Raw genomic sequence first — 21,104 nt, 5'->3', positions numbered from 1 at the left:
GATGATCAGTGGGCCTTCCGACGTGCTGCACGGGAAGGCCCCGGGGGAACGGCTATGAACGGCGGACGGCCTTAAGACGGCCGCGCCGTGGAGATGGTCAACGTCTGGATGCGCACGTCCCGGCGGGGACGGTCGTTTGAATCCTTGGGAAGCTCGTTGGCGATGCGGTCCACCACGTCCTGCCCTTCCACCACCTCGCCAAAGATGGTGTACCGGTTGTCCAGGTGGGGCTGTGGCGCGGCGGTGATGAAGAACTGACTGCCGTTGGTGTTGGGGCCGGTGTTGCCCATGGCCAGCAGGCCCTTCCTGTCGAAACGCCGGCCACCCTGGAACTCATCCTCGAAACGGAAGCCCGGCCCACCGTTTCCCCGGCTGGTCGGGTCCCCGCCCTGGATCATGAAGTCCTTGATGCAGCGGAAGAAGAGCGTCCCGTCGTAGAGCGGGCGGCCGTGCTGCACCTGGAACGTCACCGGGTCCGTCCAGGGCTTCTCCCCGGTGGCCAGGCCCACGAAGTTCTCCACCGTCCGAGGCGACTCCGTGGAGAACAGGCGCACCACGATGCGCCCCTCCGTCGTCGCGAAGGTGCCGAACAGCTCCGTGCCCGCGCGGGCCTGCTCCATGAAGCTCATCGCGGCGCGCTCTTGGTGGCAGGAGCAGGCTTGGAGGCCGGGGCCTTCTTGGCCGTGGCTGCGGCGGCACCCTTGGGCGCCTTGTCACTCAGGGTAATCGTCTCCAGGACCACGGGCGTCTGCGGGCGGTCCTGCGCGCTGCGCGGCACGTTGCCGATCTTCTCCACCACGTCGTAGCCCGTGACGACCTCGCCGAAGATGGTGTGGCGGCCGGTGAGGTGCGCGGGCGTGGAGGTGGTGATGAAGAACTGGCTGCCGTTGGTGTTGCGCCCCGCGTTGGCCATGGCCAGCAGGCCCGGCTTGTCGAAGCCGCGGCCGCTCTGGAACTCGTCCGCGAAGCGGTAGCCCGGGTCGCCATTGCCGGTGCCGGTGGGGTCGCCGCCTTGAATCATGAAGCCCGGGATGACGCGGTGGAACACGGTGCCGGCGTAGAGCGGCTTGCCCTTCACCGGCTCGCCCGTCTTTGGATCCGTCCAGGTCTTCTCGCCGGTGGCGAGGCCCACGAAGTTCTCCACCGTCCTGGGCGCGTCCTTGGAGAAGAGCTTCACGGTGATGACGCCCTGGCTCGTCTTCAGGGTCGCGTAGAGGTCCTTGCCGACCTGGACCTTCCGGGTCCAGGGGCCCGCGGCGGGCTCGGCGGCCAGGGCCGCGAAGGCTGCAAGCGCCACGGTGATACCGAGAAGACGGTGCATACGGGACGGCCTCCAGGGCAGGAAGGCGCGGACCCTACCCCCCACCCCCCTCCCCCTCCAAGGGCTTTCACGCCGGAGGGTCGTCCGGTGAAGGACCTCCCGGGATGGGCGCCACCACGGCCGGCGCCGCCACGACAGCGGCCTCCGCCTTGAGGCGCTCCAGGGTGGTGCGAGCGGCCGCCTGCTCGGCCTCCTTCTTGTTCCGGCCGGTGGCCCGGGCGTACACGGCCTCCCCGATGACCACCTCCACCTCGAACACCTTGGCGTGCTCCGGGCCCGTCTCCGACACCACCCGGTAGCGCGGCGACAGCTTGAGCTTCTCGTGGGACAGCTCCTGGAGGAGCGTCTTGTAGTCCAGGCGGCCGGCGCCGGAGGCCACCTCCTCCACCAGCTCCCCGAAGCAGCGGTCCACCAGCGCCAGCGCCGGCTCCAGGCCGCCGCTCAGGTAGACGGCGCCCAGCACCGCCTCCAGCGCGTCCGCCAGCAGCGAGTTCTTGTCGCGGCCGCCGGACTGGGACTCGCCCCGGCCCAGCAGCAGCAGCTCGCCCAGGCGCAGGCTCCGGGCCACGCGGGCCAGGCCCTCCTCGTGGACGATGCGGGCGCGCATCTTGGTGAGCTCCCCTTCGGGGACGCCGGGGCAGCGGTCCATCAGCCGGTGGCTCACGGCCAGGTCCACGACGGCGTCGCCCAGGAACTCCAGGCGCTGGTTGTCCTTGAGGTTCTGGTCGCGGTTCTCGTTGACGTACGTCTTGTGCGTGAGCGCTTCCAGGGCCAGGTCCCGCTTGGAGATCTGCACGCCCAGGCGCGCCTCCAGGGCCTGCACCCGCTCGGCCAGGGTCATCTTCTCCACGCGGCTCACTCCTGGGGGGCGTCCGGGCCCACGAGGCGCACGGCCTCGGGAGCGACCTTCAACAGGTCCGCCACCATCCGCACCACGCCGGGGAACTCATCCAGTTCGAAGCGGCCCGCCCACACCTTGCCCTGGGTGCCCGCCAGCAGGCCCCGGAAGGTGCGCCCGGCGATGCGCGCGGCGGCGAAGCGGTAGGCCTTGCCCTCCACCTGCAGCTGCGCCAGCAGCTCCAGGCTGCTGCGCGGCGGCACCAGCGCCTGCGGACCGAACTTCTCCACCACCTCCACGAAGCGCAGCGGCTCCGGGCCGCTCGCCGCCTGGGGGGCCCGCGCCATCGGCTCGCCGAGCAGCGCGGACAGGTAGCCCGTCAGCGCGGCCCGCTCGCGGAACTCCGACAGCTCGATGACGTGCCCCGCGGCGGTGGCCAGCTCCTCCCCGCCCCGGATGGCCTGCGCGATGCGGAAGTTGCCCTGCCGGTCCGCCACCAGCTTCACCGCGAGCTGTCCCTCCTCCACCGACGTGGACAGCTCCAGCGACCGCGGATCCACGTCCGCGGGCAGGCCCAGCAGCTGCAACTCCTCCGAGCGGCGCTGCAGGTGGAAGACGTGGTCGCTGAAGGTGTCCAGCAGCAGCGCCTGCATCTCCTCCGCCGCGTCGATGGCGGACAGCAGGATGGGCGTCATGCCCACCACCGCCGGCGGCGCGATGGGGATGAGCCGGTCACCCATCACCTGGAAGGTGATGTCGGTGATGAAGTCCCGGGTGATGGGGTTCACCAGGGACGCGGCCTCCAGGTCCAGCACCACTTCGACGCCGGACGGCTCCTCACGGACCTGGAGCCCCAGCTCACGCAGCCGAGCGGTATCCATCAGGCCCCTTTGAAGGTCTCGCGGGCGATGATGGTGCGCTGGATCTCGCTCGTGCCCTCGCCAATCTCACAGAGCTTGGCGTCGCGCAGGTAGCGCTCCACCGGGAACTCGCGCGTGTAGCCGTAGCCGCCGTGGATCTGCACGGCCTTGTTGCAGCCGCGCATGGCCGCCTCCGAAGCGAACAGCTTCGCCATGGAGGCCTCCTCCGAGTACGGCTGCCCCGCGTCCGCGAGCCGCGCCGCGCGGTGCACCAGCAGGCGCGCCGCCTCCAGCTCCGTCTTCATGTCCGCCATCATCCAGCGCAGGCCCTGGAACTCACCGATGGGCTGGCCGAACGCGGTGCGGTCCTTGGAGTACGCCACCGACTCCTCCAGCGCCCCGCGCAGCAGGCCCACCGACAGCGCGCCGATGGTGATGCGGCCCTTGTCGAGGATCTTCAGCGTGTCGATGAAGCCGCGGTCGACCTCGCCCACGATGGCGTCGTCTCCGACCTCCACGTTCTCCAGGATGAGCTCCGCGGTGTCCGACGAGCGCATGCCCAGCTTGCCGTGGATGGAGCGCTGGCTGAAGCCGGGGAGGCCCTTCTCCAGCACGAAGGCGGTGATGCCCTTCTGGCGCTTCTCCGGCGACGTGAGCGCCAGCACCACGAACACGTCACCCACCGTGCCCTGGGTGATGAACATCTTCGCGCCGTTGAGCACCCACTTGTTGCCCTTCTTCACGGCGGTGGTGCGCATGCCGGACGCGTCCGAACCGGATCCCGGCTCGGTGAGGCCCCACGCGCCCAGCCACTCGCCGGTGGCGAGCTTGGGCAGGTAGCGCTGGTGCTGCGCCTTGTTGCCGAAGACGCGCACGTGGCTGGTCCCCAGGCCGTTGTGGCTGGCCACCGTGAGGGCGAGCGAGCCGTCGTAGCGGGCGATCTCCTCCACGGCCACCGCCACGGCGAGCGAGTCCATGGCCGCCCCGCCGTACTCCTCGGAGACGAGCATGCCCAGCACGCCCAGCTGGCCCAGCTCCTTCACCACCTCCATGGGGAACTTCTCGTCCTTGTCCCATTCCCGCGCGTACGGCTTCACGCGGCGTTCGCAGAATTCACGGAGGGAGGCCTGGAGGGCGCGGTGGCTTTCAGGAAGTTCGAAGTCCATGGTCGGGTGCGGAATCTAGAGCGTGAGTGACGGGTGGGGAACTTCAGACGGGGTGGACGCCGTGCTTCTTCTCCGCACGGGGCTGGAACCGGTCCGCATAAAGCGAATAACGCTGGAGCAATTCCCCGCGCAGGGAGTCGCCCGGAATCACGGCGTCGATGATGAGCTCGCTGGCCAGCTTGTAGATGTCCACGTCCTGCTTGTACTCGTCGCGCAGCTTCTGGACGAAGGCTGGCCGCTCGGCCTCCGGCAGCTCTTGAATCTTGTTGAAGTAGACGGCGTTCACCGCCGCCTCCGGGCCCATCACGGCGATCATCGCCTGGGGCAGCGCCAGCGTGGCCTCCGGGGCGAAGCCCGGCCCGCTCATGGCGTAGAGGCCGGCGCCGTAGGCCTTGCGCACCACCACGCAGATGCGCGGCACGCTGGCCTCCGACACCGCGGAGATCATCTTCGCGCCCGCGCGGATGATGCCCGCGCGCTCCACCTTGGTGCCAATCATGAAGCCCGGCACGTCCGACAGGTACAGCAGCGGGATGTTGAACGCGTCACACAGCCAGATGAACCGGGCCGCCTTGTCCGCGCTGTCCACGAACAGCACGCCGCCCTTGTACTTGGGCTGGTTCGCGACGATGCCCACCGGCCGGCCGCCGATGCGCGCCAGGCCGGTGATGAGCTCCTGCGCGAAGAGCTTCTTCACCTCGAACCAGCTGCCCTCGTCGATGAGCTCCGTGATGAGGGCGTGCATGTCGAACGGCTTGTTCTGATCCGGCGGGACGATCTCATCCACGCGCTTGCCGCTGTGCTTGGGGGCCTTCAGCTCGACGGTGGGCGGGGCCTTGGAGAAGTTCTCCGGGAAGAAGGCCAGGTACTGCTTCGCCGCGGCGATGGCGTCCTGCTCCGTCTTCACCAGCACGTCGCCCACGCCGGACACGGAGCAGTGCATCTTCGCGCCGCCCATCTCCTCCAGCGTGACCTTCTCACCGATGACCATCTCCGCCATGCGCGGGCTGCCCAGGTACATGGAGGCGTTGCCCTCCACCATGATGACCAGGTCGCAGAACGCGGGGATGTACGCGCCGCCCGCGGCGGACGGGCCGAACAGGAGGCAGATCTGCGGGACGAAGCCCGACAGGTGGACCTCGTTGTAGAAGATGCGGCCCGCGCCCCGGCGGCCGGGGAACATCTCCACCTGGTCCGTGATGCGCGCGCCCGCGCTGTCCACCAGGTACAAGAGGGGGCAGCGCTGCGCCCTCGCCGTCTCCTGGATGCGGAGGATCTTCTCCACCGTGCGCGCGCCCCAGCTGCCCGCCTTCACCGTGGAGTCGTTGGCCATGATGGCCACCGCCCGCCCGTCGATGCGCGCCATGCCGGTGATGACGCCGTCGGAGGGCAGCTCCGGGTCCAGGTTGTTGGCGAGCTTTCCGTCCTCCACGAAGGAGTCCGCGTCCACGAGCAGCCGGATGCGCTCCCGCGCGAAGAGCTTGCCGGCCTCCGCGTTCTTCGCGTGGTACTTGGACGCGCCGCCCTTCTCCACCTGGGCGAGCTTCTCGAGCAGTGTCTGGTCTGAGGACATGGCCGCCGTCCCATACCAAGAAACCCCAGGCCTGGCTGCCTTCTTGCCAGCCGAAGCACCAGGCGTGCCGTCCAGCGGACGACGCAAGGGGCTACGACAGAGCGCTTCGGGGGATGGCGCGGGGGGCCTCCCTGCCTACCTTGATGTTGCACGGGGGGTGTGCACCCAGGCGGGCCACGAACCGCCCCGTAAACCGCATCCGGCCCTGGAGGGACCCATGTTCAGAGCGAAGAAGGCGACGTGGCAGGCGAAGGCTTTGGCCAAGAGCAAGCTGTACCGCCAGTTCCTGGCGCACCAGCTGCTCGACCAGCTCCCCGATTACGCGGGCAAGGCGGGCAAGGTCGCCCGCAAGTCCTGGGACAACTTCGACCCGGACGACGCGCTGCGCTATGTGGGATTGACGACGTACAAGCCGGCGCGCGCGGGCCTGGGCGGCGTGGGGGCGTTCCTGCTGGGCGCCGCCGCGGGCAGCATCGTGGCCCTGCTGATGGCCCCCAGCCGCGGCACGGAGCTGCGCACCACCGTCAAGGACAAGGCGATGGGCTACATCAACAAGCAGGGCGTGAACATGGGCGGAGAGAAGACCGCGAGCGCCTGAAGCCGGGTTGAATGAAGCAGGCAGGGGCAGCACGGTCCGCGAGCAACCGCGGGCCTGTTGCCCCTGTCGCTTTCGTGGGGCCTAGCGGCCTTTATAGACAGGAGGACGCTTCTCCGCGAAGGCGCGGAGCCCTTCCAGCCGGTCCTCCGTCTTGAGCACCTCCTCGTACTTCTTGAGCTCCAGCGCCAGCGCGTCGTCCAGCTCCAGGCCGGTGCCCTCGTCGATGGCGTGCTTCGCGGTGGACACGGCGACGGGGGCGTTGTCCACGACGGCCTCCGCGAGCTGGAAGGCGACCTCCAGCAGGTGCCCTTCCGGGGCCAGCCGGTTCACCAGGCCGATGCTGAAGGCCTCCGCCGCGTTGACGCGCCGGGCGGTGAGGATGAGGTCCTTCGCGCGCCCGGGGCCGATGAGCCGCGCCAGCCGCTGCTGCCGCCGCCGCCGGGGATGATGCCCAGCTTCACCTCCGTGAGGCCCATCTCCGTGGCGGGCGAGGCGACGCGCAGGTCGCACGCCAGGGCCAGCTCCGTGCCGCCGCCGAAGGCCGCGCCGTTGATGGCGGCGATGAAGACGCAGTCGCTCTTTTCAATGGAGCGCAGGGTGACGCGCAGGCCGTTGAGGAAGGCGCGCACCTCGTCCTCCGACATGGTGGTGCGCTCCTTCAGGTCCGCGCCCGCGCAGAAGGCCTTGTCGCCCGCGCCGGTGAGGATGACGGCGCGCACCGCGCGGCCGGAGGAAACGCGGGCCACGAGCGCGTCCAGCTCCTGGTGCATCGCGCGGCTGATGGCGTTGCGGCGGCTCTCCCCGTCGATGGTCCAGATCTCGATGGCGCCGCGCGCGTCGACCTTGAACTCCGGCATCTTCGCTCCCCGTGACGGACCGCGGTGGGCGGCCCGCGTGAATGGCGCGCAGCCTGAAACCTGTTCCCCAGTCTGGCAAGCCGTAAACGGTTAGGATTTCGCCCATGCCTTCGTGCCCAACGACGAAACGCCCGTGGCGGTGGCTGCCCGGACTGCTCACCGTCTCCACCCTGCTCGTGCTCGCCCTGCCGCTCGTGGCCCTGGCGCGCGGCGGCGGTGGCGAGCACTACACCTCCGGACGCGACCGGGGTGGTGGCGGCGGTGGGGGTGACGGGCTGCCCCTCTGGCTGCTCTTCGACCTCATCCGGATCCTCTTCCTGTATCCGAAGGTGACCGTCCCGCTGCTCGTCATCGGCGGCGGGCTCTACTGGCTCTACAAGCGCAACCTGCACCCGGACGCCACCACCCGGCGCGCGTTGGATCAACGCGAGGCGGAAGTGCGCACGGAGGTGTCCGGCCGCGACGTGCAGGGGTGGGTGAACGCGCTGAAGCTCAAGGATCCGTCCTTCGAGCTGGAGCCCATGCTGGAGAAGGTGCGCTGGCTCTTCATCGAACTGCAGAAGTCCTGGTTCCGGCGGGACATGACGCCGGTGCGCCCCTTCCTGTCGGACGCGACGTGGCAGCGCTTCAACGTGCAGCTGGGGCTGATGCAGGCGCAGGGCGTGCGGGACGCGCTCGCGGACATGAAGGTGCTGGACGTGCAGCTCATCGGCCTGCACCAGACGAACTGGTACGACAGCATCCACGTGCGCGTGCGCGCCAGCATCCGCGACACGGACGTGCCCGCGAACCAGACGGACGCGCAGGCCATGGCGGCCGCCAGCCGCGTGGCGCCGGAGGTCTTCACGGAGGTGTGGACCTTCGTGCGCAAGCCGGGCGCGCAGACGCGCATTGGCGAGGACCTGTTCCAGGGCAAGTGCCCCAACTGCGGCGCGCCCTACAAGGGCGGCGCGTCCAACACCTGCGAGTTCTGCAACGCGGTGGTGAACTCCGGCAACTACGACTGGACGCTCTCTGAAATCACGCAGGGCGTGGAGCACGTGCGCCACCACAAGCAGGTGGACGGCCTGATGCAGGCGCGCGAGGCCGACCCGGCGCTCAACCTGGAGATGCTGGAGGACCGCGCGTCGCTGCTGTTCTGGAAGTGGATCGACGCGCAGAGCCGCAACGAGCCGCAGCGCCTGTCCAAGGTCGCCAACGCGGACGCCCTCACGAAGCTGGACGCGGAGCTGGGCCAGCTGGCGAAGCAGGGCCGGCGGCGCGTCTTCCTGGAGTGCGCGGTGGGCGCGGTGGACGTACGCGCGCTGGAGGTGCACCCGGAGGCCTTCGACGAGGCCCAGGTGGAGGTCCGCTGGAGCGCCCGCATGGGCGTGGGCCCCGTGAACGAGAAGCCCCCCAGCCTGCCCACGGTGCCCCAGCGCTGGGTCTTCACGCTGCTGCGCCGCCACGGCGCGAAGACGAACACGGACACCGGTATGTCCACGGACCGCTGCCCGCAGTGCAACGCGCCCACCACCAACAGCGCGGCCAACACCTGCGAGTTCTGCGGCACGGTGCTGGGCAACGGCGAGCGCGACTGGGTGCTCGCGTCCGCCCTCCCCTTCGAGTCCTGGAACGTGCACCACGCGCGGCAGGCGAGCGCGCAGGCGGAGCGCTACCGGCAGCGGCGCCAGGCCGAGCGCGGCACCGTCCCGCCCCCGCCCACGGACGTCGGCGGACATGCCCAGGGTGACGGCGACCGGGTGGTGACGGACGTGAAGGAGCGCGAGCGGCTGCTCTACATGATGGCGTCCATCGCCGCCGCGGACGGTGAAGTCAGCGCCGCCGAGCGCCGCCTGCTCAAGCTGTGCGCGGAGCGCTGGAGCGTGTCGTGGCCCAACGTGGAGATGGCGCTCAACGCCGGGCCCCAGCTCTTCGAGCGGCTGGTTCCCCGGGGCAGCCCGGAGGCGGAGGTGTTCCTGCGCCACATCGTGGACATGGCGCTGGTGGACGGCCGCATCGACCGCAAGGAGCGGCGGATGCTGCAGATCGCCGCCCAGCACCTGGGGCTGGAGGAGCAGCTGACGGTGATGCTCGGGGACCGCTAGTCACGCGGTCCCCGGTGAGGGGCCTTCAGGTCTGCGCGCGGCGGGAGGCCTTCTTGTCCCGCTCACCCAGCGCGGCCTGGAGGTACTTGCCCGCGAGCTTCCGGCCGATGAGCTCCTGGGCGATCTCCCCGGCCTCCACCAGCTTGTCCAGGTCGATGCCGGTGTCCACGCCCATGCCGTGCAGCATGAACACCGCGTCCTCGGAGGCCAGGTTGCCCGCGGCGCCCGGCGCGTAGGGACAGCCGCCCAGCCCGCCGATGCTCGCGTCGAACGTGGTGACGCCTGCGGACAGGCCCACCAGCGCGTTGGCCAGCGCGGTGCCGCGCGTGTCGTGCAGGTGCAGCGCCAGCGTGTCCACCGGCATGTGCTGGAGCAGCGCGGACAGGATTTCCTCCGTCTGCCGCGGCGTGCCCACGCCAATCGTGTCGCCCAGGCTGAGCTGGTAGATGCCCGCGTCCACCAGCTGCCGGCAGATGTCCACCACGCGCTCCACCGGGACGTGGCCCTCGTAGGGGCAGCCCCATACGGTGGACAGGTAGCCGCGCACGCGCATGCCGGCCTTGCGGGCGGCGGCCGTCACCTCCTTCGCGCCGGCCAGGGCCTCCGCGATGGTCTTGTTGATGTTCTTCTTGGAGTGGGCCTCCGACGCGGAGATGAACACCGCGGCCTCCTCCAGGCCCGCCGCCTGCGCGCGCTCCAGCCCCTTGAGGTTGGGCACCAGCGCGGAGAAGACGACCCCCGGGCGGCGGCCCACCAGCTTGAGCAGTTCCTCCGCGTCCGCGAGCTGGGGGATCCACTTGGGTGACACGAACGACGTCACCTCGATGCGCTTCTCCCCCGCGGCGACCAGGGCGTTGATGAGGCGCGCCTTGTCGCGGGTGGGCAGCGTGCGGAGCTCGTTCTGCAGGCCGTCGCGGGGGCCGACCTCGTACACGTCGACCCGGCGGGGCAGTTGCCCCAGCAGGCCGACCCGCGTTCGCGATGTCTCTTTCGGATCCACTTTGGACGTGTCCCGGGCCGGTCAACCGCGCCCGGCTCCCACGATGAGGTCGGTCGACTCGGGTGTCATCGGCCCGGAATCCAGGCCGCCGTGCACCCACTCCACCGAAAAGCCCGTGCTTTCCAACAGCCGTTCCAGTTCCGCAAGAGGATAGTAACGAAGCGCGTACGCCGCTCGCAGGACGCGACCGTCCGGCAAGGTGAGCTGACGCTGGCCGACATCGCGGCCACGCGTCGCGTCGAAGCGGCTCTCCTCCTCCAGGAGACTCCCATCCGGTAACCGCTCGCGGAACGACGCGCCCGGACTTCCGGCCAGCCGCTCGTAGGGGACCGTCTGGAACACCAGCCGTCCGCCGGGCCGCAGCGCCCGCGCCACCTCGCGCAGCACCTGGACGTGCTCCGCGTCGCTGAAGGCGAAGAGTGTCGAATACCAGGCGTACGCGCCCCCCAGGGACGCGTCCTGGAAGGGCAGCGCCCGCAGGTCACCCCGCACCGCGGGAAAGCCGGGGCGGCGCAGGCGCAGGGACAGCGGATCCAGCTCCAGGCCCACCACCCGCCCGGCGAGCGCGCCCTCCGCGTTGAGCCGCGCCGCGTGCCGGCCGTGGCCGCAGCCCAGGTCCACCACCGGCCCCTCCACGTCCGCGAACGCCCGGGACAGGTACTCCGCTTCCCGGGCCGTCACCGCCTCCGAGAGGTACGGCAGCGTGCTGCGCAGGTACAGCTCCCCGAAGAAGTCGTCCACGGCCGTCGCGCGCTTGGGGGGACGCCTCAGCGCTTGAGGGCGGGCAGCTTCTCGCGCAGGCGGCGCACGGCCTCGTCCAGCACCGCTTCCGACTTGCAGAAGGCGAAGCGCGCGAAGCGCTGCCCCAGGTGCCGGTGCTCCGGGCCGTAGAAGACGCTGGGCGGGATGCCGGCCACGCCCACCTCCGTCACCAGGTGCCGGCAGAAGGCCACGTCGTCCGCGAAGCCGTAGCCGGTGACGTCCGCGAGGATGAAGTAGCTGCCCTCCGGGGAGAACGCCTGGAGCCCCGCCGCGCGCAGGCCCGTGAGCAGCCGCTCCCGCCGGGCGGTGTAGAGCGCCGTCAGCTCCTGGAAGTAGCTGTCCGGCAGCCGCAGCGCCACGGCCATGGCGGCCTGGAACGGCGACGCGGTGGCGAAGGTGACGAACTGGTGCGCGCGCTGCACCGCGTCCCGCAGCGGCGGCGGCGCGATGATCCAGCCGATCTTCCACCCCGTCAGGCTGAAGGACTTGCCCGCGCTGCTCACCGTCACCGTGCGGTCCGCGAGCACCGGCACCGTGGCGGCGCGAATGTGGCGCGAGGGGGCGAAGACGATGTGCTCGTAGACTTCATCCGCCAGCACCTTCACGTCGTGCTCGGCGCAGAGGTGGCCCAGGAACTCCAGCTCCTCGCGGGTGAAGACCTTGCCCGTGGGGTTGTGCGGCGAGTTGAGGATGAGCAGCCGCGTCTTCGGACCGAAGGCCGCGCGGACCTCCTCCCGGTCGAACCACCACGTGGTGTGCTCCGCGTCCGGCGGGCGCAGGGGCACGTAGCGCGGCGTGGCGCCCGCGAAGGCGATGTTGGCGTCGTAGGAGTCGTAGAACGGCTCGAAGGCCACCACCTCGTCGCCGGGGTCCACCAGGCCCAGGATGACGTCGAGGATGGCCTCCGTCGCGCCGCTCGTGACGGTGACCATGGTGTCCGGATCCACGGCGTGGCCGTAGAAGCGCTGCGCGTGCTCCGCGATGGCGTTGCGCAGGTCCTTCGCGCCCACGCCGGGGGCGTACTGGTTGACGCCGCCCTGGATGGCCTTCCACGCGGCCTCCTTGATGGCGTCCGGCCCGTCGAAGTCCGGGAAGCCCTGGCCCAGGTTCACGGCCTGGTGCTTCAGCGCCAGCGCGCTGAACTCGGAGAAGACGGTGGTGCCGAAGCGGGAGACGCGTTGCGCGAGCACGGGCCGGGGGGACATGGGTCAGGCCTCTGAAAAGGCCAGCGCACGTCCTCCCCGGACCCCGGGGTGACCGGCTGGCGGTTCAGGGCCGGACGATAGCGTCCACGGGCACGGAACGCGCGCCCTGTTCCACCGCGCGCTGCCGGGCGGCCCGGGACAGGGCCAGCGCCAGCCCCGTCACCACCAGCACCAGCGGCACCGCGCACACCAGGTCGATGGCGTAGTGGAACCGCCCCGCCAGCGTCGCGAAGATGAGCCCCATGCCGGGGAAGAGCATCACCCAGAAGAACCGCCGGGCGAACCGGAACGCGTAGAAGAGCACCACCAGCATCACCCCGGTGTGCCCGGACGGGAAGCAGTCCCGGGTGTACACCGGCGTGCGCATCATGGACTCCAAGAGCGGCGTGAGGATCCACCCCTGGGTGGCCGGCCCGTCGAACGCGCCGATGAGGAAGTACCGGGGCCCCACCGCGGGCACCAGCGAGTACGCCGCGTAGTTGAAGCCCAGCAGCAGCCCCAGCCCCAGCAGGTATTCGTCGAAGCCGGGCGTGGGCCCCCTGCCCCGGGCGTACAGGTAGACGCCCAAGAGCAGCGGCCACATGAAGTGCCCGTAGTAGCAGAGCATCAGGACGTCGTTGGCCCAGGGCGGCACCACGTGCGACAGCGCCACCGCGGCCTGGAAGCCGAACAGCTTCTGATCCACCGCGACCAGCTGGGCGTCCTTCACCAGCGGGTTCACCCAATCCACGATGGGGCCCAGCCACCCGTGGGCCAGCGCCGACACGGGCAGGAGCCAGAAGTCCGCCACGATGGCGAGCAGCGGCTGGCGGGGGAAGCGGGCCTCCAGCATGCGCACGGCCGGCAGCCCCAGCGCGAAGAAGAGGAAGAGGAGCGCGTTGCGGCCGGAGTGCGGCGCCCAGCGGGCCGGGCCCACGCACACCAGGGCCGCCACCGAGCAGGCCGCCATCAGGACGAGGTCCACCTGCCGGAAGCGCACGAGCGCTTCGCCCGACGACGCCAGGACGGGCCGCACACGGCCCTGGCTGAATGACCAGATGCTCACGCCGACTTGCGCTCCCCCGGCGACTCGGCCGGCAGCTCGCCGGCCCCCCCGAGATTGAGGCTCCGCACCACCGCGCCCGACCCTGGTGCCTCCGCGGACCGCCGCCCCTTCCACCGCTCCAGCAACGCCAGCATGGCCGGAAAGAACACCGTCGTCCCCAGGAAGGTGCTCACCACCCCAAGGAGGGCAATCTGCCCGATGCTGCGCAAGCCCTGGTGGTTCGCCACGAGGAGCGCTCCGTAGCCCGCCGCGTTGGACAGGGTGGCCACCACCGCCGCGAAGCCGGTGTTGCGCACGACCCGGCCCAGCGACCCGGGGCCCTCTTCCTCGTATCGGTGGAACAGGTGCACCGAGTTGTCCACCGCGATGGCCAGCAGGTTGGGCAGCACCACCGCGTTGATGAAGTTGAGCTGGACGTCGAAGAGGTACATGCCGCCCGCCAGGCACGTCATGCCCAGGAACAGCGGGCCCGCCACCAGCAGCGCGCGCTTGAAGCTGCGCAGGCTGGCCAGGATGACCAGGAACACCACCGCCGCCGCGGACCAGAGGATGAACGGCCCGTCCCCGCGCACCAGCGCGAAGATGCGCGCGGCGATGCGGTTGCTGTCCAGCACCGCCAGGTCGATGCCCTTCGCCCTCGCCCCGACCACCACCTCATCCAGCTGCGTCGCCCAGCGGTTCAGGTCCTGCGTGTCGTAGTTGGACACCGACGGGAACAGCAGGAGGAACATCCCCTTGCCGTCCAGCGCCTCGAAGCGGCGGCGCGCCTCCACCGGCAGCTCCTCCAGCCCGTAGGGCTTCGCGTCCACCATGCCGCGCAGGTCCTTCACGCGCGGGTCCTCCTGGGCGGACTTCGGCAGCCCGTCCAGCAGCGTCCGGATGCGGCCCAGCTCCGCCGCGTGACCCGCCACGTCGGAGGGCACCAGGTCGCTCAGCGACGCGGTGCGCAGGAACACGGAGTTGGCGCCGTTGTTCGCCTTCACCCGGGCGATGACGGCCTCCACCTCGCGGACCTGCTCCAGCGTGTCCACGGAGAGGATGGCGGGGTTGAGCGGCGCGCCGATCTGCGCCGTGATGTGGTCGTCCAGCCGCGACGCCGGCGAGTCCCCCTTCAGGTTGCGCAGGTTGGTCTCGAAGCCCAGCCGGGGCGCGATGCCCACCGAGTACGCCGCGAAGCCCACCACCGACAGCGCCACCGCGACGATGACGCCCGTGGGCCAGCGCCGCCACTCCTTCGCCGGGGCCTGCGCCACGGCGGGCGCGGAGGCCAGGGCGGCGCCGGGGGCGGCGTCGCGGCGGTACGGGCGGATGCGCTCCGCGATGGCGAGCAGCGACGGGCCCAGCGCGTACGCGGACAGCACCGCCATCAGCACGCCGATGCCCGCGAGCAGGCCGAACTGCTGGAAGGCGTGGAACTGCGCCAGCACCAGCACGAAGAACGCCGCCGCGTTGGTGAAGGCGGACGTGAGCGCCCCGCTGAAGGTGCCGCGCACCGCCGCCGTCAGCGCCTCCTTCACGCCGTGCTGCTCGCGCTCCTCCCAGTAGCGCATGGCCAGGTGGACGCCGTACTCGATGCCCAGGCCGATGAGGATGGCGACGAGGAAGCCCGTCACGATGTTGAGGTGGCCGATGGCGCCCTGCGCGAACGCGAACGTCAGCACCAGCCCCACCACCACCGGCACGCCCACCACCGCCAGCGCGGAGATGCGCCGGGTGGCCAGCAGGATGAGGCCCACGGCGATGAGCGCGGACAGCAGGCCCGCGTTGGACAGGTCGCGGCGCATCACCGCGTCCTCTTCAATGCGGTTCTGGAAGTTGCCCGTCGCCTCCAGCGTCACGCCCGGGTACTTCTGGGCCGCGAGCGCGCGGCCGGTGTCGAACACCGTGGCCACGAAGCGCCGCGCGAAGTCCAGGTCCCCCGCCGTCCCCGACGGCTTGATCATCAGGTAGACCTCGGTGCCGTCCTTGTTCGCCAGCGTCTCCGGCAGCGCCGTGTCCGGGGTGTGCTTCTTCGCGATCTCCTCGAAGGTGGGCGGCACCGTGTCCGCGCCCAGGTCCACGAAGAGGGGGCTGGCGCGCTCCTTCTCGTAGCGGACGCGGGCCTCCAGGTCCTCCCTCAGGGAGGCGACCTCCGCCGTGGGCAACAGCAGCAGCCCGTGGCGGCGGAAGAAGGCCACGTCATAGTGGTGCTCGACATAGCGGACCGTCGGCAGGGCCTCCAGGCGCTGCTGGAGCTCCGTGGCGTAGGCCTTGAGGGCCTCCGGCGTTCCTCCCCGGGCCATGATGACGAGGTACCCGTCCCCGCCCGCCTTCTCTGACACGCGTGTCAGATCGCGAACCTCGGGGGCACCCTCCGGGAGGAGCTCCACGAAGGAGCCGCGGAACTCCAGGCGAGAGGCGAAGAGGCCCGCGGCGGCCGTCACCAGGGCGACAAAGAGCAGCACCTGCCAGGGGCGCGACATCGCTGCCTGGATGAAGCCCTCGAACCACCGCTGCCGTCGTGCCTGGGACACCGTCTGCTCCTCTGATACCGACCGGCGAAGCAATAAGCCGGCCATGATCCAGGCCCCCGGAACAGATGGCCCCTTCGAACCCATTCCCCATGTGAACCTGTGTGTGCCCCGGGTGCTGGAGCATCCAGTGGCGAACAGAGGTCCGGTGGCGCGGCGTGCCACCGATGCGGCATCCGTGTCAAGGCGCGCCCTGACACGGATGCCCCACATGGCGCGTGATGGAACCGTCCCCGCCTTGACAGTGTGGATTTCCCTCTTTATTGACCCCCTCGCGTCGTCCCCCCTGGGTGTTCACGCGGCCGGGCAATCCGATCCTGGAACGCGCCCTGCACATGGAAAGCGGCTCGGATCACACCCCCCGACGCGTAAGAAAGACCACCATGAGCGACGTGTTCGACAAGTGCCGTACCTGGAAGGACTACCGCATCGCCAAGGCCACGGGGTTGTACCCGTACTTCCGGGCCATCGAGGCGTCGCACGGCGCCACGGAGGTGGAGATCGAGGGGCGGCGGGTCATCATGGTGGGCTCGAACAACTACCTGGGCCTGTCCGCGGATCCGCGCGTGAAGGAAGCGGCCATCAAGGCCACGGAGAAGTTCGGCACCACCTGCTCCGGTTCGCGCCTGCTCAACGGCACGCTGGCGCTGCACGAGGAGCTGGAGGCGCGGCTGGCGAAGTTCCTCAACCGCGAGGCGGCCATCGTCATCTCCACCGGGTTCCAGACGAACCTGGCGCTGGCGTCCATCCTGGGCCGTCACGACATCGTGTTCAGCGACCGCGCGAACCACGCGTCGCTGGTGGACGGCGTGCGCCTGTCGTTCGCGACGGAGCGCAAGTTCCGCCACAACGACATGGAGCACCTGGAGCAGCTGCTGGCCGCGGCGGAGCCGGGCGCCGGGAAGATCATCGTCACGGACGGCGTGTTCTCCATGGAGGGGGACGTCTGCAACCTGCCCCGCATCGTGGAGCTGTCCAAGCAGTACAACGCCCGCGTGATGACGGATGACGCCCACGCCATGGGCGTGCTGGGCGAGCTGGGCCGGGGCACCTCCGAGTACTTCGGCCTGGAGAAGGACGTGGACCTGGTGATGGGCACGTTCTCCAAGAGCTTCGCGTCGCTGGGCGGCGTGCTCGCGGGCCCGTTCGACGTCATCAACTACATCCGCCACAAGGCCCGCTCGGTCATCTTCTCCGCGTCCATGACGCCCGCGTCCATCGCGGCGGCGCTCAAGGCGACGGAGATCATCGAGGCGGAGCCGCAGCGCCGCGCGCGCCTGCTGGACATCGCGGAGAAGATGCACAACGGCTTCCGCGCCATGGGCTTCGACACGGGCGTGTCGGTGACGCCGGTGGTGCCGGTGCACATCGGCGACCAGGTGAAGTGCTTCCGCTTCTGGCGCGCGCTGCACGAGGCGGGCGTGTTCGCCAACCCCGTGATTCCGCCGGCGGTGGAGGCGGGCCACGCGCTCATCCGCACCAGCTACATGGCCACGCACACGGACGCGCAGCTGGACCAGGTGCTGGACACCTTCGAGAAGATCGGCCGCAAGCTCAACGTCATCCCGGAGACGCGCCCCACGGTGTACGAGCCGGTGAAGATCGCCCGGCCGGGCAGCGCGGTGCGCAGCAACAAGGCGAGCGAGACGTGGGCGGCGGGCAGCGCGGGGCTGCTCGCGGACAAGGGCTTCTCCCTGGATCAGCTGTCGCGGATGTCGTCGCGGGAGATGGCCGGGAAGTTCTTCGACGCGGTGGAGCAGCTCACCTGGCGCGCGGCGAACCTGCAGCCGGAGGACCTGCGGCGGCTGGGCGGCGCGCCCAAGAAGCTGTGGGAGAAGCGCAGCGAGCTGGGCGGCGTGCTGCTGGAGAAGGGCGCCCAGCTCTTCATGCGCAACGGCAGCGAGGGTTCCGACGGCGGCACCCCGGCCGAAAGGAACTGAGCCTCCCTCATGGCCCACCCCGCCAAGCAGTCCGACGCTTCCTCCTCCCCCACTCCCACCATGCCCTCCGACGTGCAGGTGACTCCCGTGCGCGGCGCGGCGGACCGGACGGCGTTCATCCGGCTGCCGTACTCGCTCTACCGTGACGACCCGAACTGGGTCCCGCCGCTGGAGATGGAGCGCCGCGACTTCCTGGACCCGAAGAAGAACCCCTTCTTCGACTACGCGGAGGTGGAGCTGTTCCTCGCCCGCCGCGGGCAGGACGTGGTGGGCCGGGTGGCGGCCATCAAGAACCCGCGCCACATGGAGTTCCACGGCACGAAGGAGGGCTTCTTCGGCCTCTTCGAGTGCGTGAACGACGCGGGCGTGGCGCGGGGCCTGCTGGACGCGGCCGGCGCGTGGCTCAAGGCGCGCGGCATCGACACCGTGCTGGGGCCGGCCAACTTCTCCTCCAACCAGGACTGGGGCCTGCTCGTGGAGGGCTACGACAGCCCTCCCGCGCTGATGATGCCCTACAACCCGGCGTACTACGCGGGCCTGCTGGAGACGTGCGGCTTCACCAAGGCGAAGGATCTGTGGGCGTGGGAGCTGTCGTCGTCCACGCCGCCGCCGGAGAAGGTGGCGCGCATCGCGGAGAAGATCCGCCAGCGCGAGGGCATCACCGTGCGCGCGGTGAACCTGAAGGACTTCCCCGCCGAGGTCGCCCGCATCAAGGAGATCTACAACGCGGCCTGGGAGAAGAACTGGGGCTTCATCCCCTTCACGGACCGCGAGTTCGACCACATGGCCAAGGAGATGAAGGCCATCGTGCGCCCGGAACTGCTGCTCATCGCGGAGGTGAAGGGCGAGCCCGTCGCCTTCTCCATGACGCTGCCGGACGCCAACCCGGCGTTCCAGGCGGCCAAGGGGCGGCTCACGACGTTCGGCCTGCCCATTGGCCTGGTGAAGCTGGTGCTGGCGTCGCGCAAGCTCAAGCGGCTGCGCCTGCTCACGCTGGGCATCAAGGAGGGCTACCGGCGCCGCGGCCTGGACGCCATCCTCTACCTGGACACCCTGCGCACCGCGAAGGAGCTGGGGTACACGGGCGGCGAGATTTCGTGGACGCTGGAGGACAACCACCTGGTCAACCGCGCCATCGAGTCCATGGGCGGCCAGCGCTCCAAGACGTACCGCGTGTTCCAGCGGCCCGCCTGACGTCCTGAAACACCTCCGCCCGGGCGCTGGTGGCACCCGGGCGGAAGGTGAAGCGCGAAGCTGTCAGGCGCCCTGCCCTGCTTCGTTACTTCGCCTGCGGCGCGGCGCCCGAGGCACCGGCGGCGGACTCCTTCACGGAGGCCGCGCTGGTGTTGGCGTTCTCCTTCTCCAGCTGGGCGCGCTTGGCCTTGAGCGTCGTCAGCAGGCCGTCGAAGCCCTTGGTGGAGAGGATCTTCTTGAACTGGCCGCTGTACGTGTCCACGAGGGAGACCTCGTCGGTGACGACGTCGTAGATGCGCCAGTCCGCCTTGGGCGAGGCCTTGTAGAGCTTGTAGTCGACGGGCACCTGGTCCGTCTTCACGGTGAGCTGCGTGTCGACCTTGGCCTCGGTCCCCTGCACGCTCTCCTTGCCGTACTTCACGTCCGCCTTCGCCTGGCCGATGGCCTTCTGGGCGTACGAGGCGCGCAGCAGGCCCGTCATGGTGTCGGTGAAGTCCTTGCGCTGGGCGGCGCTGAGGCCCGCCCAGGCCTTCTCACCCAGGGCGCGTTTGGCGAGTTCCTCGAAGTCCACGAAGGACTCCACGACGGTGGCCAGGGACTGCACGGTGGCGCCAGGGGCGTTGGCCGCCTTCTGCACGGCGGCGTTGCCGTTCTTCACCACGTTGAGCGGGCTCACGGGAGCGGCGGCGAGCAGCGTGGCGGCAAGCAGGGAAGCAATCATAGGGATGAAGCTCCGGGTTGAAGGTCAGGTGCGACGACACCTGTGAGGACTGGCAGCCTGGAAGGGTTATTCATCCGTCGCCGGGACGGCACCCGTGACGCGGGCCAGTGACGCCAGCCCCACCCGCACGTCGTGCCAGCTCTTGCCGCGTTCGGCGGAGGCCTGGGCCAGCGCGGTGAAGGCGTCCACCAGCTCACGGGTGTCGCCGGTGCCCAGGTCGAAGGCGGCGTAGGCCGCGGTGGCCCAGCGCTTCGCGTTCCGCTCCGCCTCCGTGAAGGACTTCGCCCGCGCGTAGGCCGCGGCGAGCTGGCTCTGCACCTGCGTCACCTCCAGGCGGATGCCGGCCTTCAGCGTCTGTTCCTGCGCGTGCATCTTGTCCAGCTCCGCGCGGGCCTGCTCCAGCTGCGCGTCCTTGATGGGGATGTCGAAGGTGCCGCGGATCACCAGGCCCAGGCCCGCGGTGCGGTCGTTGAAGGGGTCGTAGGCGAAGGGGCTGCGCTGACGCGTGGCGCTGGTCGTCCAGCGCACGTCGTAGTAGCCCGCGAGCCCCAGGTCCGGGTAGTAGCTGCGCTCGCGGATGAGGACCTCCTGCTCGCGCGCGATGATGCCCGCGGCGATGGCCTTGAGCTCCGGGCGGCGCTCGTTGGCCTGCTTCAGCGACGTCTCCAGGTCGGGCACGTTCACGTCGCCCTCGAGCGGCAGGTCCTCCTCCACCACCTCCACCTGCTCGTCCGGGCCCGCGCTGGCGAGGAGCCGGATGGCGGTGAGCGCGAACTGCGCCCCCTGCACGGCGCTGGCGCGCTGCGACTCCACCAGATGACGGAAGTACCCCAGCTTGTACGTGTCCGTCTTGGACACCTGATCCGAGTCCGCCTCGAGGAGCGCGTCGATCTTTTCGCCCGCGTCCTTGAGGCGCTTGGACACCTCCTCCAGCTGCTTCAGGCCGGCCCGCGCCAGCTGGTAGCCGTAGTACGCCTGGGCGGCCTGGAAGCCCGCCTCCGCGCGCGCTCGCTCGCGCAGCGCCGCGCCCACGATGGGGCCCTGCGCGCCCGCCTTCTCCAGCGCGGAGAGCTTGCCGAAGGTGTACAGCGGCAACACCGCGTTGCCGGTGGAGAACATCGTCACGCCCACCTTGCCGAAGTTCCAGTCGCCCTCCAGCGACGCCTCCGTGGTGGGCGGTCCGCCCAGGCCGTTGTTGCGCGCCTCCGGGACGGGGCCGCCCGCGCCCAGGGTGATCTCGAAGCGGGGGAACCAGGCCCAGCGGGCCTGATCATAGAGCGCCTGGAACTTGCGCAGCTCCGCGGTGGCCTCCGCCACGCGCGCGTCCTGCGTGCGCGCCCTGGCCACCAGCTGCGCCAGGGTGATGGGCCCGCGCGGAGGCTTCGCGGCTTCGGTGGTGCCCGGGGCCCGGGCCTCCGTCCGGGGCG

Annotated in this window: 17 protein-coding genes and 1 pseudogene; 4 read left to right on the top strand and 14 right to left on the bottom strand. The window is 70.2% G+C overall.

The window, feature by feature from the left end; genetic code table 11:
• Positions 1-71: 71 nt before the first annotated feature.
• From ACLEQD_RS08160 to ACLEQD_RS08135, 6 genes are all read right to left on the bottom strand, one after another.
• The gene (locus ACLEQD_RS08160; RefSeq protein WP_410382957.1) at positions 72-629 is read right to left on the bottom strand and encodes a peptidylprolyl isomerase; all 558 of its coding nucleotides are present in this window, start codon (positions 627-629) and stop codon (positions 72-74) included.
• A complete protein-coding gene (locus ACLEQD_RS08155; protein WP_410382956.1) occupies positions 626-1,321 on the bottom strand; it encodes a peptidylprolyl isomerase in 696 nt (231 codons plus the stop codon). Before ACLEQD_RS08155 ends, ACLEQD_RS08160 begins: the two co-directional genes overlap by 4 nt.
• Positions 1,322-1,388: 67 nt before the next feature.
• Positions 1,389-2,162 carry a ribonuclease III gene (gene rnc, locus ACLEQD_RS08150; RefSeq protein ID WP_410382964.1) on the bottom strand — a complete coding sequence of 258 codons (774 nt, stop codon included), beginning with the start codon at positions 2,160-2,162 and terminating at the stop codon, positions 1,389-1,391.
• A 14-nt stretch (positions 2,163-2,176) separates the two neighbouring features.
• Positions 2,177-3,040, bottom strand: a complete 864-nt coding sequence (locus ACLEQD_RS08145) for a hypothetical protein (RefSeq protein ID WP_410382955.1) — start codon at positions 3,038-3,040, stop codon at positions 2,177-2,179.
• A complete protein-coding gene (locus tag ACLEQD_RS08140; protein ID WP_410382954.1) occupies positions 3,040-4,185 on the bottom strand; it encodes an acyl-CoA dehydrogenase family protein in 1,146 nt (381 codons plus the stop codon). Before ACLEQD_RS08140 ends, ACLEQD_RS08145 begins: the two co-directional genes overlap by 1 nt.
• A 43-nt stretch (positions 4,186-4,228) precedes the next feature.
• Entirely contained in the window at positions 4,229-5,758 is a 1,530-nt protein-coding gene (locus tag ACLEQD_RS08135) for an acyl-CoA carboxylase subunit beta (protein WP_410382953.1), read from the bottom strand.
• A gap of 217 nt (positions 5,759-5,975) precedes the next feature.
• On the opposite strand from ACLEQD_RS08135, the gene ACLEQD_RS08130 reads away from it, so the two are divergent.
• Positions 5,976-6,356: a YtxH domain-containing protein gene (locus ACLEQD_RS08130; RefSeq protein WP_410382952.1), complete on the top strand. Its 381-nt coding sequence runs from the start codon at positions 5,976-5,978 to the stop codon at positions 6,354-6,356.
• Between the two features lie 81 nt (positions 6,357-6,437).
• On the opposite strand, the pseudogene ACLEQD_RS08125 reads toward ACLEQD_RS08130, so the two are convergent.
• Positions 6,438-7,126 (bottom strand): annotated as a pseudogene (locus ACLEQD_RS08125) (enoyl-CoA hydratase-related protein).
• A gap of 191 nt (positions 7,127-7,317) precedes the next feature.
• On the opposite strand from ACLEQD_RS08125, the gene ACLEQD_RS08120 reads away from it, so the two are divergent.
• Positions 7,318-9,300 carry a TIM44-like domain-containing protein gene (locus ACLEQD_RS08120; protein WP_410382951.1) on the top strand — a complete coding sequence of 661 codons (1,983 nt, stop codon included), beginning with the start codon at positions 7,318-7,320 and terminating at the stop codon, positions 9,298-9,300.
• Between the two features lie 25 nt (positions 9,301-9,325).
• Here the strand turns inward: ACLEQD_RS08120 and ACLEQD_RS08115 are convergent, their stop codons facing one another.
• The 5 genes from ACLEQD_RS08115 to ACLEQD_RS08095 form a co-directional block, all read right to left on the bottom strand.
• Positions 9,326-10,300: a hydroxymethylglutaryl-CoA lyase gene (locus ACLEQD_RS08115; protein WP_120527809.1), complete on the bottom strand. Its 975-nt coding sequence runs from the start codon at positions 10,298-10,300 to the stop codon at positions 9,326-9,328.
• A 21-nt stretch (positions 10,301-10,321) separates the two neighbouring features.
• Positions 10,322-11,041 (bottom strand): class I SAM-dependent methyltransferase, encoded by a 720-nt coding sequence (locus ACLEQD_RS08110; protein ID WP_410382950.1) that lies wholly within the window; start codon positions 11,039-11,041, stop codon positions 10,322-10,324.
• 26 nt (positions 11,042-11,067) lie between these two features.
• Entirely contained in the window at positions 11,068-12,267 is a 1,200-nt protein-coding gene (locus ACLEQD_RS08105; protein ID WP_410382949.1) for an aminotransferase class I/II-fold pyridoxal phosphate-dependent enzyme, read from the bottom strand.
• Between the two features lie 64 nt (positions 12,268-12,331).
• Positions 12,332-13,312 carry a phosphatase PAP2 family protein gene (locus tag ACLEQD_RS08100; RefSeq protein WP_410382948.1) on the bottom strand — a complete coding sequence of 327 codons (981 nt, stop codon included), beginning with the start codon at positions 13,310-13,312 and terminating at the stop codon, positions 12,332-12,334.
• On the bottom strand, positions 13,309-15,774 hold the full coding sequence (locus ACLEQD_RS08095; RefSeq protein ID WP_410382963.1) for an efflux RND transporter permease subunit: 2,466 nt from the start codon (positions 15,772-15,774) through the stop codon (positions 13,309-13,311). The genes ACLEQD_RS08100 and ACLEQD_RS08095 overlap by 4 nt, the downstream gene beginning before the upstream one ends.
• A gap of 431 nt (positions 15,775-16,205) precedes the next feature.
• Here ACLEQD_RS08095 and ACLEQD_RS08090 point away from each other — a divergent pair, with 431 nt between their 5' ends.
• Positions 16,206-17,762, top strand: coding sequence for an aminotransferase class I/II-fold pyridoxal phosphate-dependent enzyme (locus tag ACLEQD_RS08090; RefSeq protein WP_410382947.1), 1,557 nt, complete (start codon positions 16,206-16,208; stop codon positions 17,760-17,762).
• Positions 17,763-17,771: 9 nt separating this feature from the next.
• A complete protein-coding gene (locus tag ACLEQD_RS08085; protein ID WP_410382946.1) occupies positions 17,772-18,956 on the top strand; it encodes an N-acetyltransferase in 1,185 nt (394 codons plus the stop codon).
• A gap of 85 nt (positions 18,957-19,041) precedes the next feature.
• Here the strand turns inward: ACLEQD_RS08085 and ACLEQD_RS08080 are convergent, their stop codons facing one another.
• Both ACLEQD_RS08080 and ACLEQD_RS08075 read right to left on the bottom strand, forming a co-directional pair.
• On the bottom strand, positions 19,042-19,677 hold the full coding sequence (locus tag ACLEQD_RS08080; RefSeq protein WP_410382945.1) for a phospholipid-binding protein MlaC: 636 nt from the start codon (positions 19,675-19,677) through the stop codon (positions 19,042-19,044).
• Positions 19,678-19,743: 66 nt separating this feature from the next.
• On the bottom strand, positions 19,744-21,104 hold a 1,361-nt coding region (locus ACLEQD_RS08075; RefSeq protein ID WP_410382944.1), incomplete at its 5' end, for a TolC family protein.

This window comes from Corallococcus sp. 4LFB (assembly GCF_046520365.1).
GTDB lineage: Bacteria > Myxococcota > Myxococcia > Myxococcales > Myxococcaceae > Corallococcus > Corallococcus caeni.
Note: the sequence above shows the minus strand (reverse complement) of the source record. Positions and strands in the feature narration are given on the sequence as shown.

Excerpts from the sequence above, each read along its gene's own strand:
- ACLEQD_RS08160 (WP_410382957.1), bottom strand. The coding sequence starts at position 629 with ATGAGCTTCATGGAGCAGGCCCGCGCGGGCACGGAGCTGTTCGGCACC.
- ACLEQD_RS08080 (WP_410382945.1), bottom strand. The coding sequence starts at position 19,677 with ATGATTGCTTCCCTGCTTGCCGCCACGCTGCTCGCCGCCGCTCCCGTG.
- ACLEQD_RS08095 (WP_410382963.1), bottom strand. The coding sequence starts at position 15,774 with ATGTCGCGCCCCTGGCAGGTGCTGCTCTTTGTCGCCCTGGTGACGGCC.
- ACLEQD_RS08145 (WP_410382955.1), bottom strand. The coding sequence starts at position 3,040 with ATGGATACCGCTCGGCTGCGTGAGCTGGGGCTCCAGGTCCGTGAGGAG.
- ACLEQD_RS08130 (WP_410382952.1), top strand. The coding sequence starts at position 5,976 with ATGTTCAGAGCGAAGAAGGCGACGTGGCAGGCGAAGGCTTTGGCCAAG.
- rnc (WP_410382964.1), bottom strand. The coding sequence starts at position 2,162 with ATGACCCTGGCCGAGCGGGTGCAGGCCCTGGAGGCGCGCCTGGGCGTG.
- ACLEQD_RS08105 (WP_410382949.1), bottom strand. The coding sequence starts at position 12,267 with ATGTCCCCCCGGCCCGTGCTCGCGCAACGCGTCTCCCGCTTCGGCACC.
- ACLEQD_RS08155 (WP_410382956.1), bottom strand. The coding sequence starts at position 1,321 with ATGCACCGTCTTCTCGGTATCACCGTGGCGCTTGCAGCCTTCGCGGCC.
- ACLEQD_RS08135 (WP_410382953.1), bottom strand. The coding sequence starts at position 5,758 with ATGTCCTCAGACCAGACACTGCTCGAGAAGCTCGCCCAGGTGGAGAAG.
- ACLEQD_RS08090 (WP_410382947.1), top strand. The coding sequence starts at position 16,206 with ATGAGCGACGTGTTCGACAAGTGCCGTACCTGGAAGGACTACCGCATC.
- ACLEQD_RS08120 (WP_410382951.1), top strand. The coding sequence starts at position 7,318 with ATGCCTTCGTGCCCAACGACGAAACGCCCGTGGCGGTGGCTGCCCGGA.
- ACLEQD_RS08140 (WP_410382954.1), bottom strand. The coding sequence starts at position 4,185 with ATGGACTTCGAACTTCCTGAAAGCCACCGCGCCCTCCAGGCCTCCCTC.
- ACLEQD_RS08085 (WP_410382946.1), top strand. The coding sequence starts at position 17,772 with ATGGCCCACCCCGCCAAGCAGTCCGACGCTTCCTCCTCCCCCACTCCC.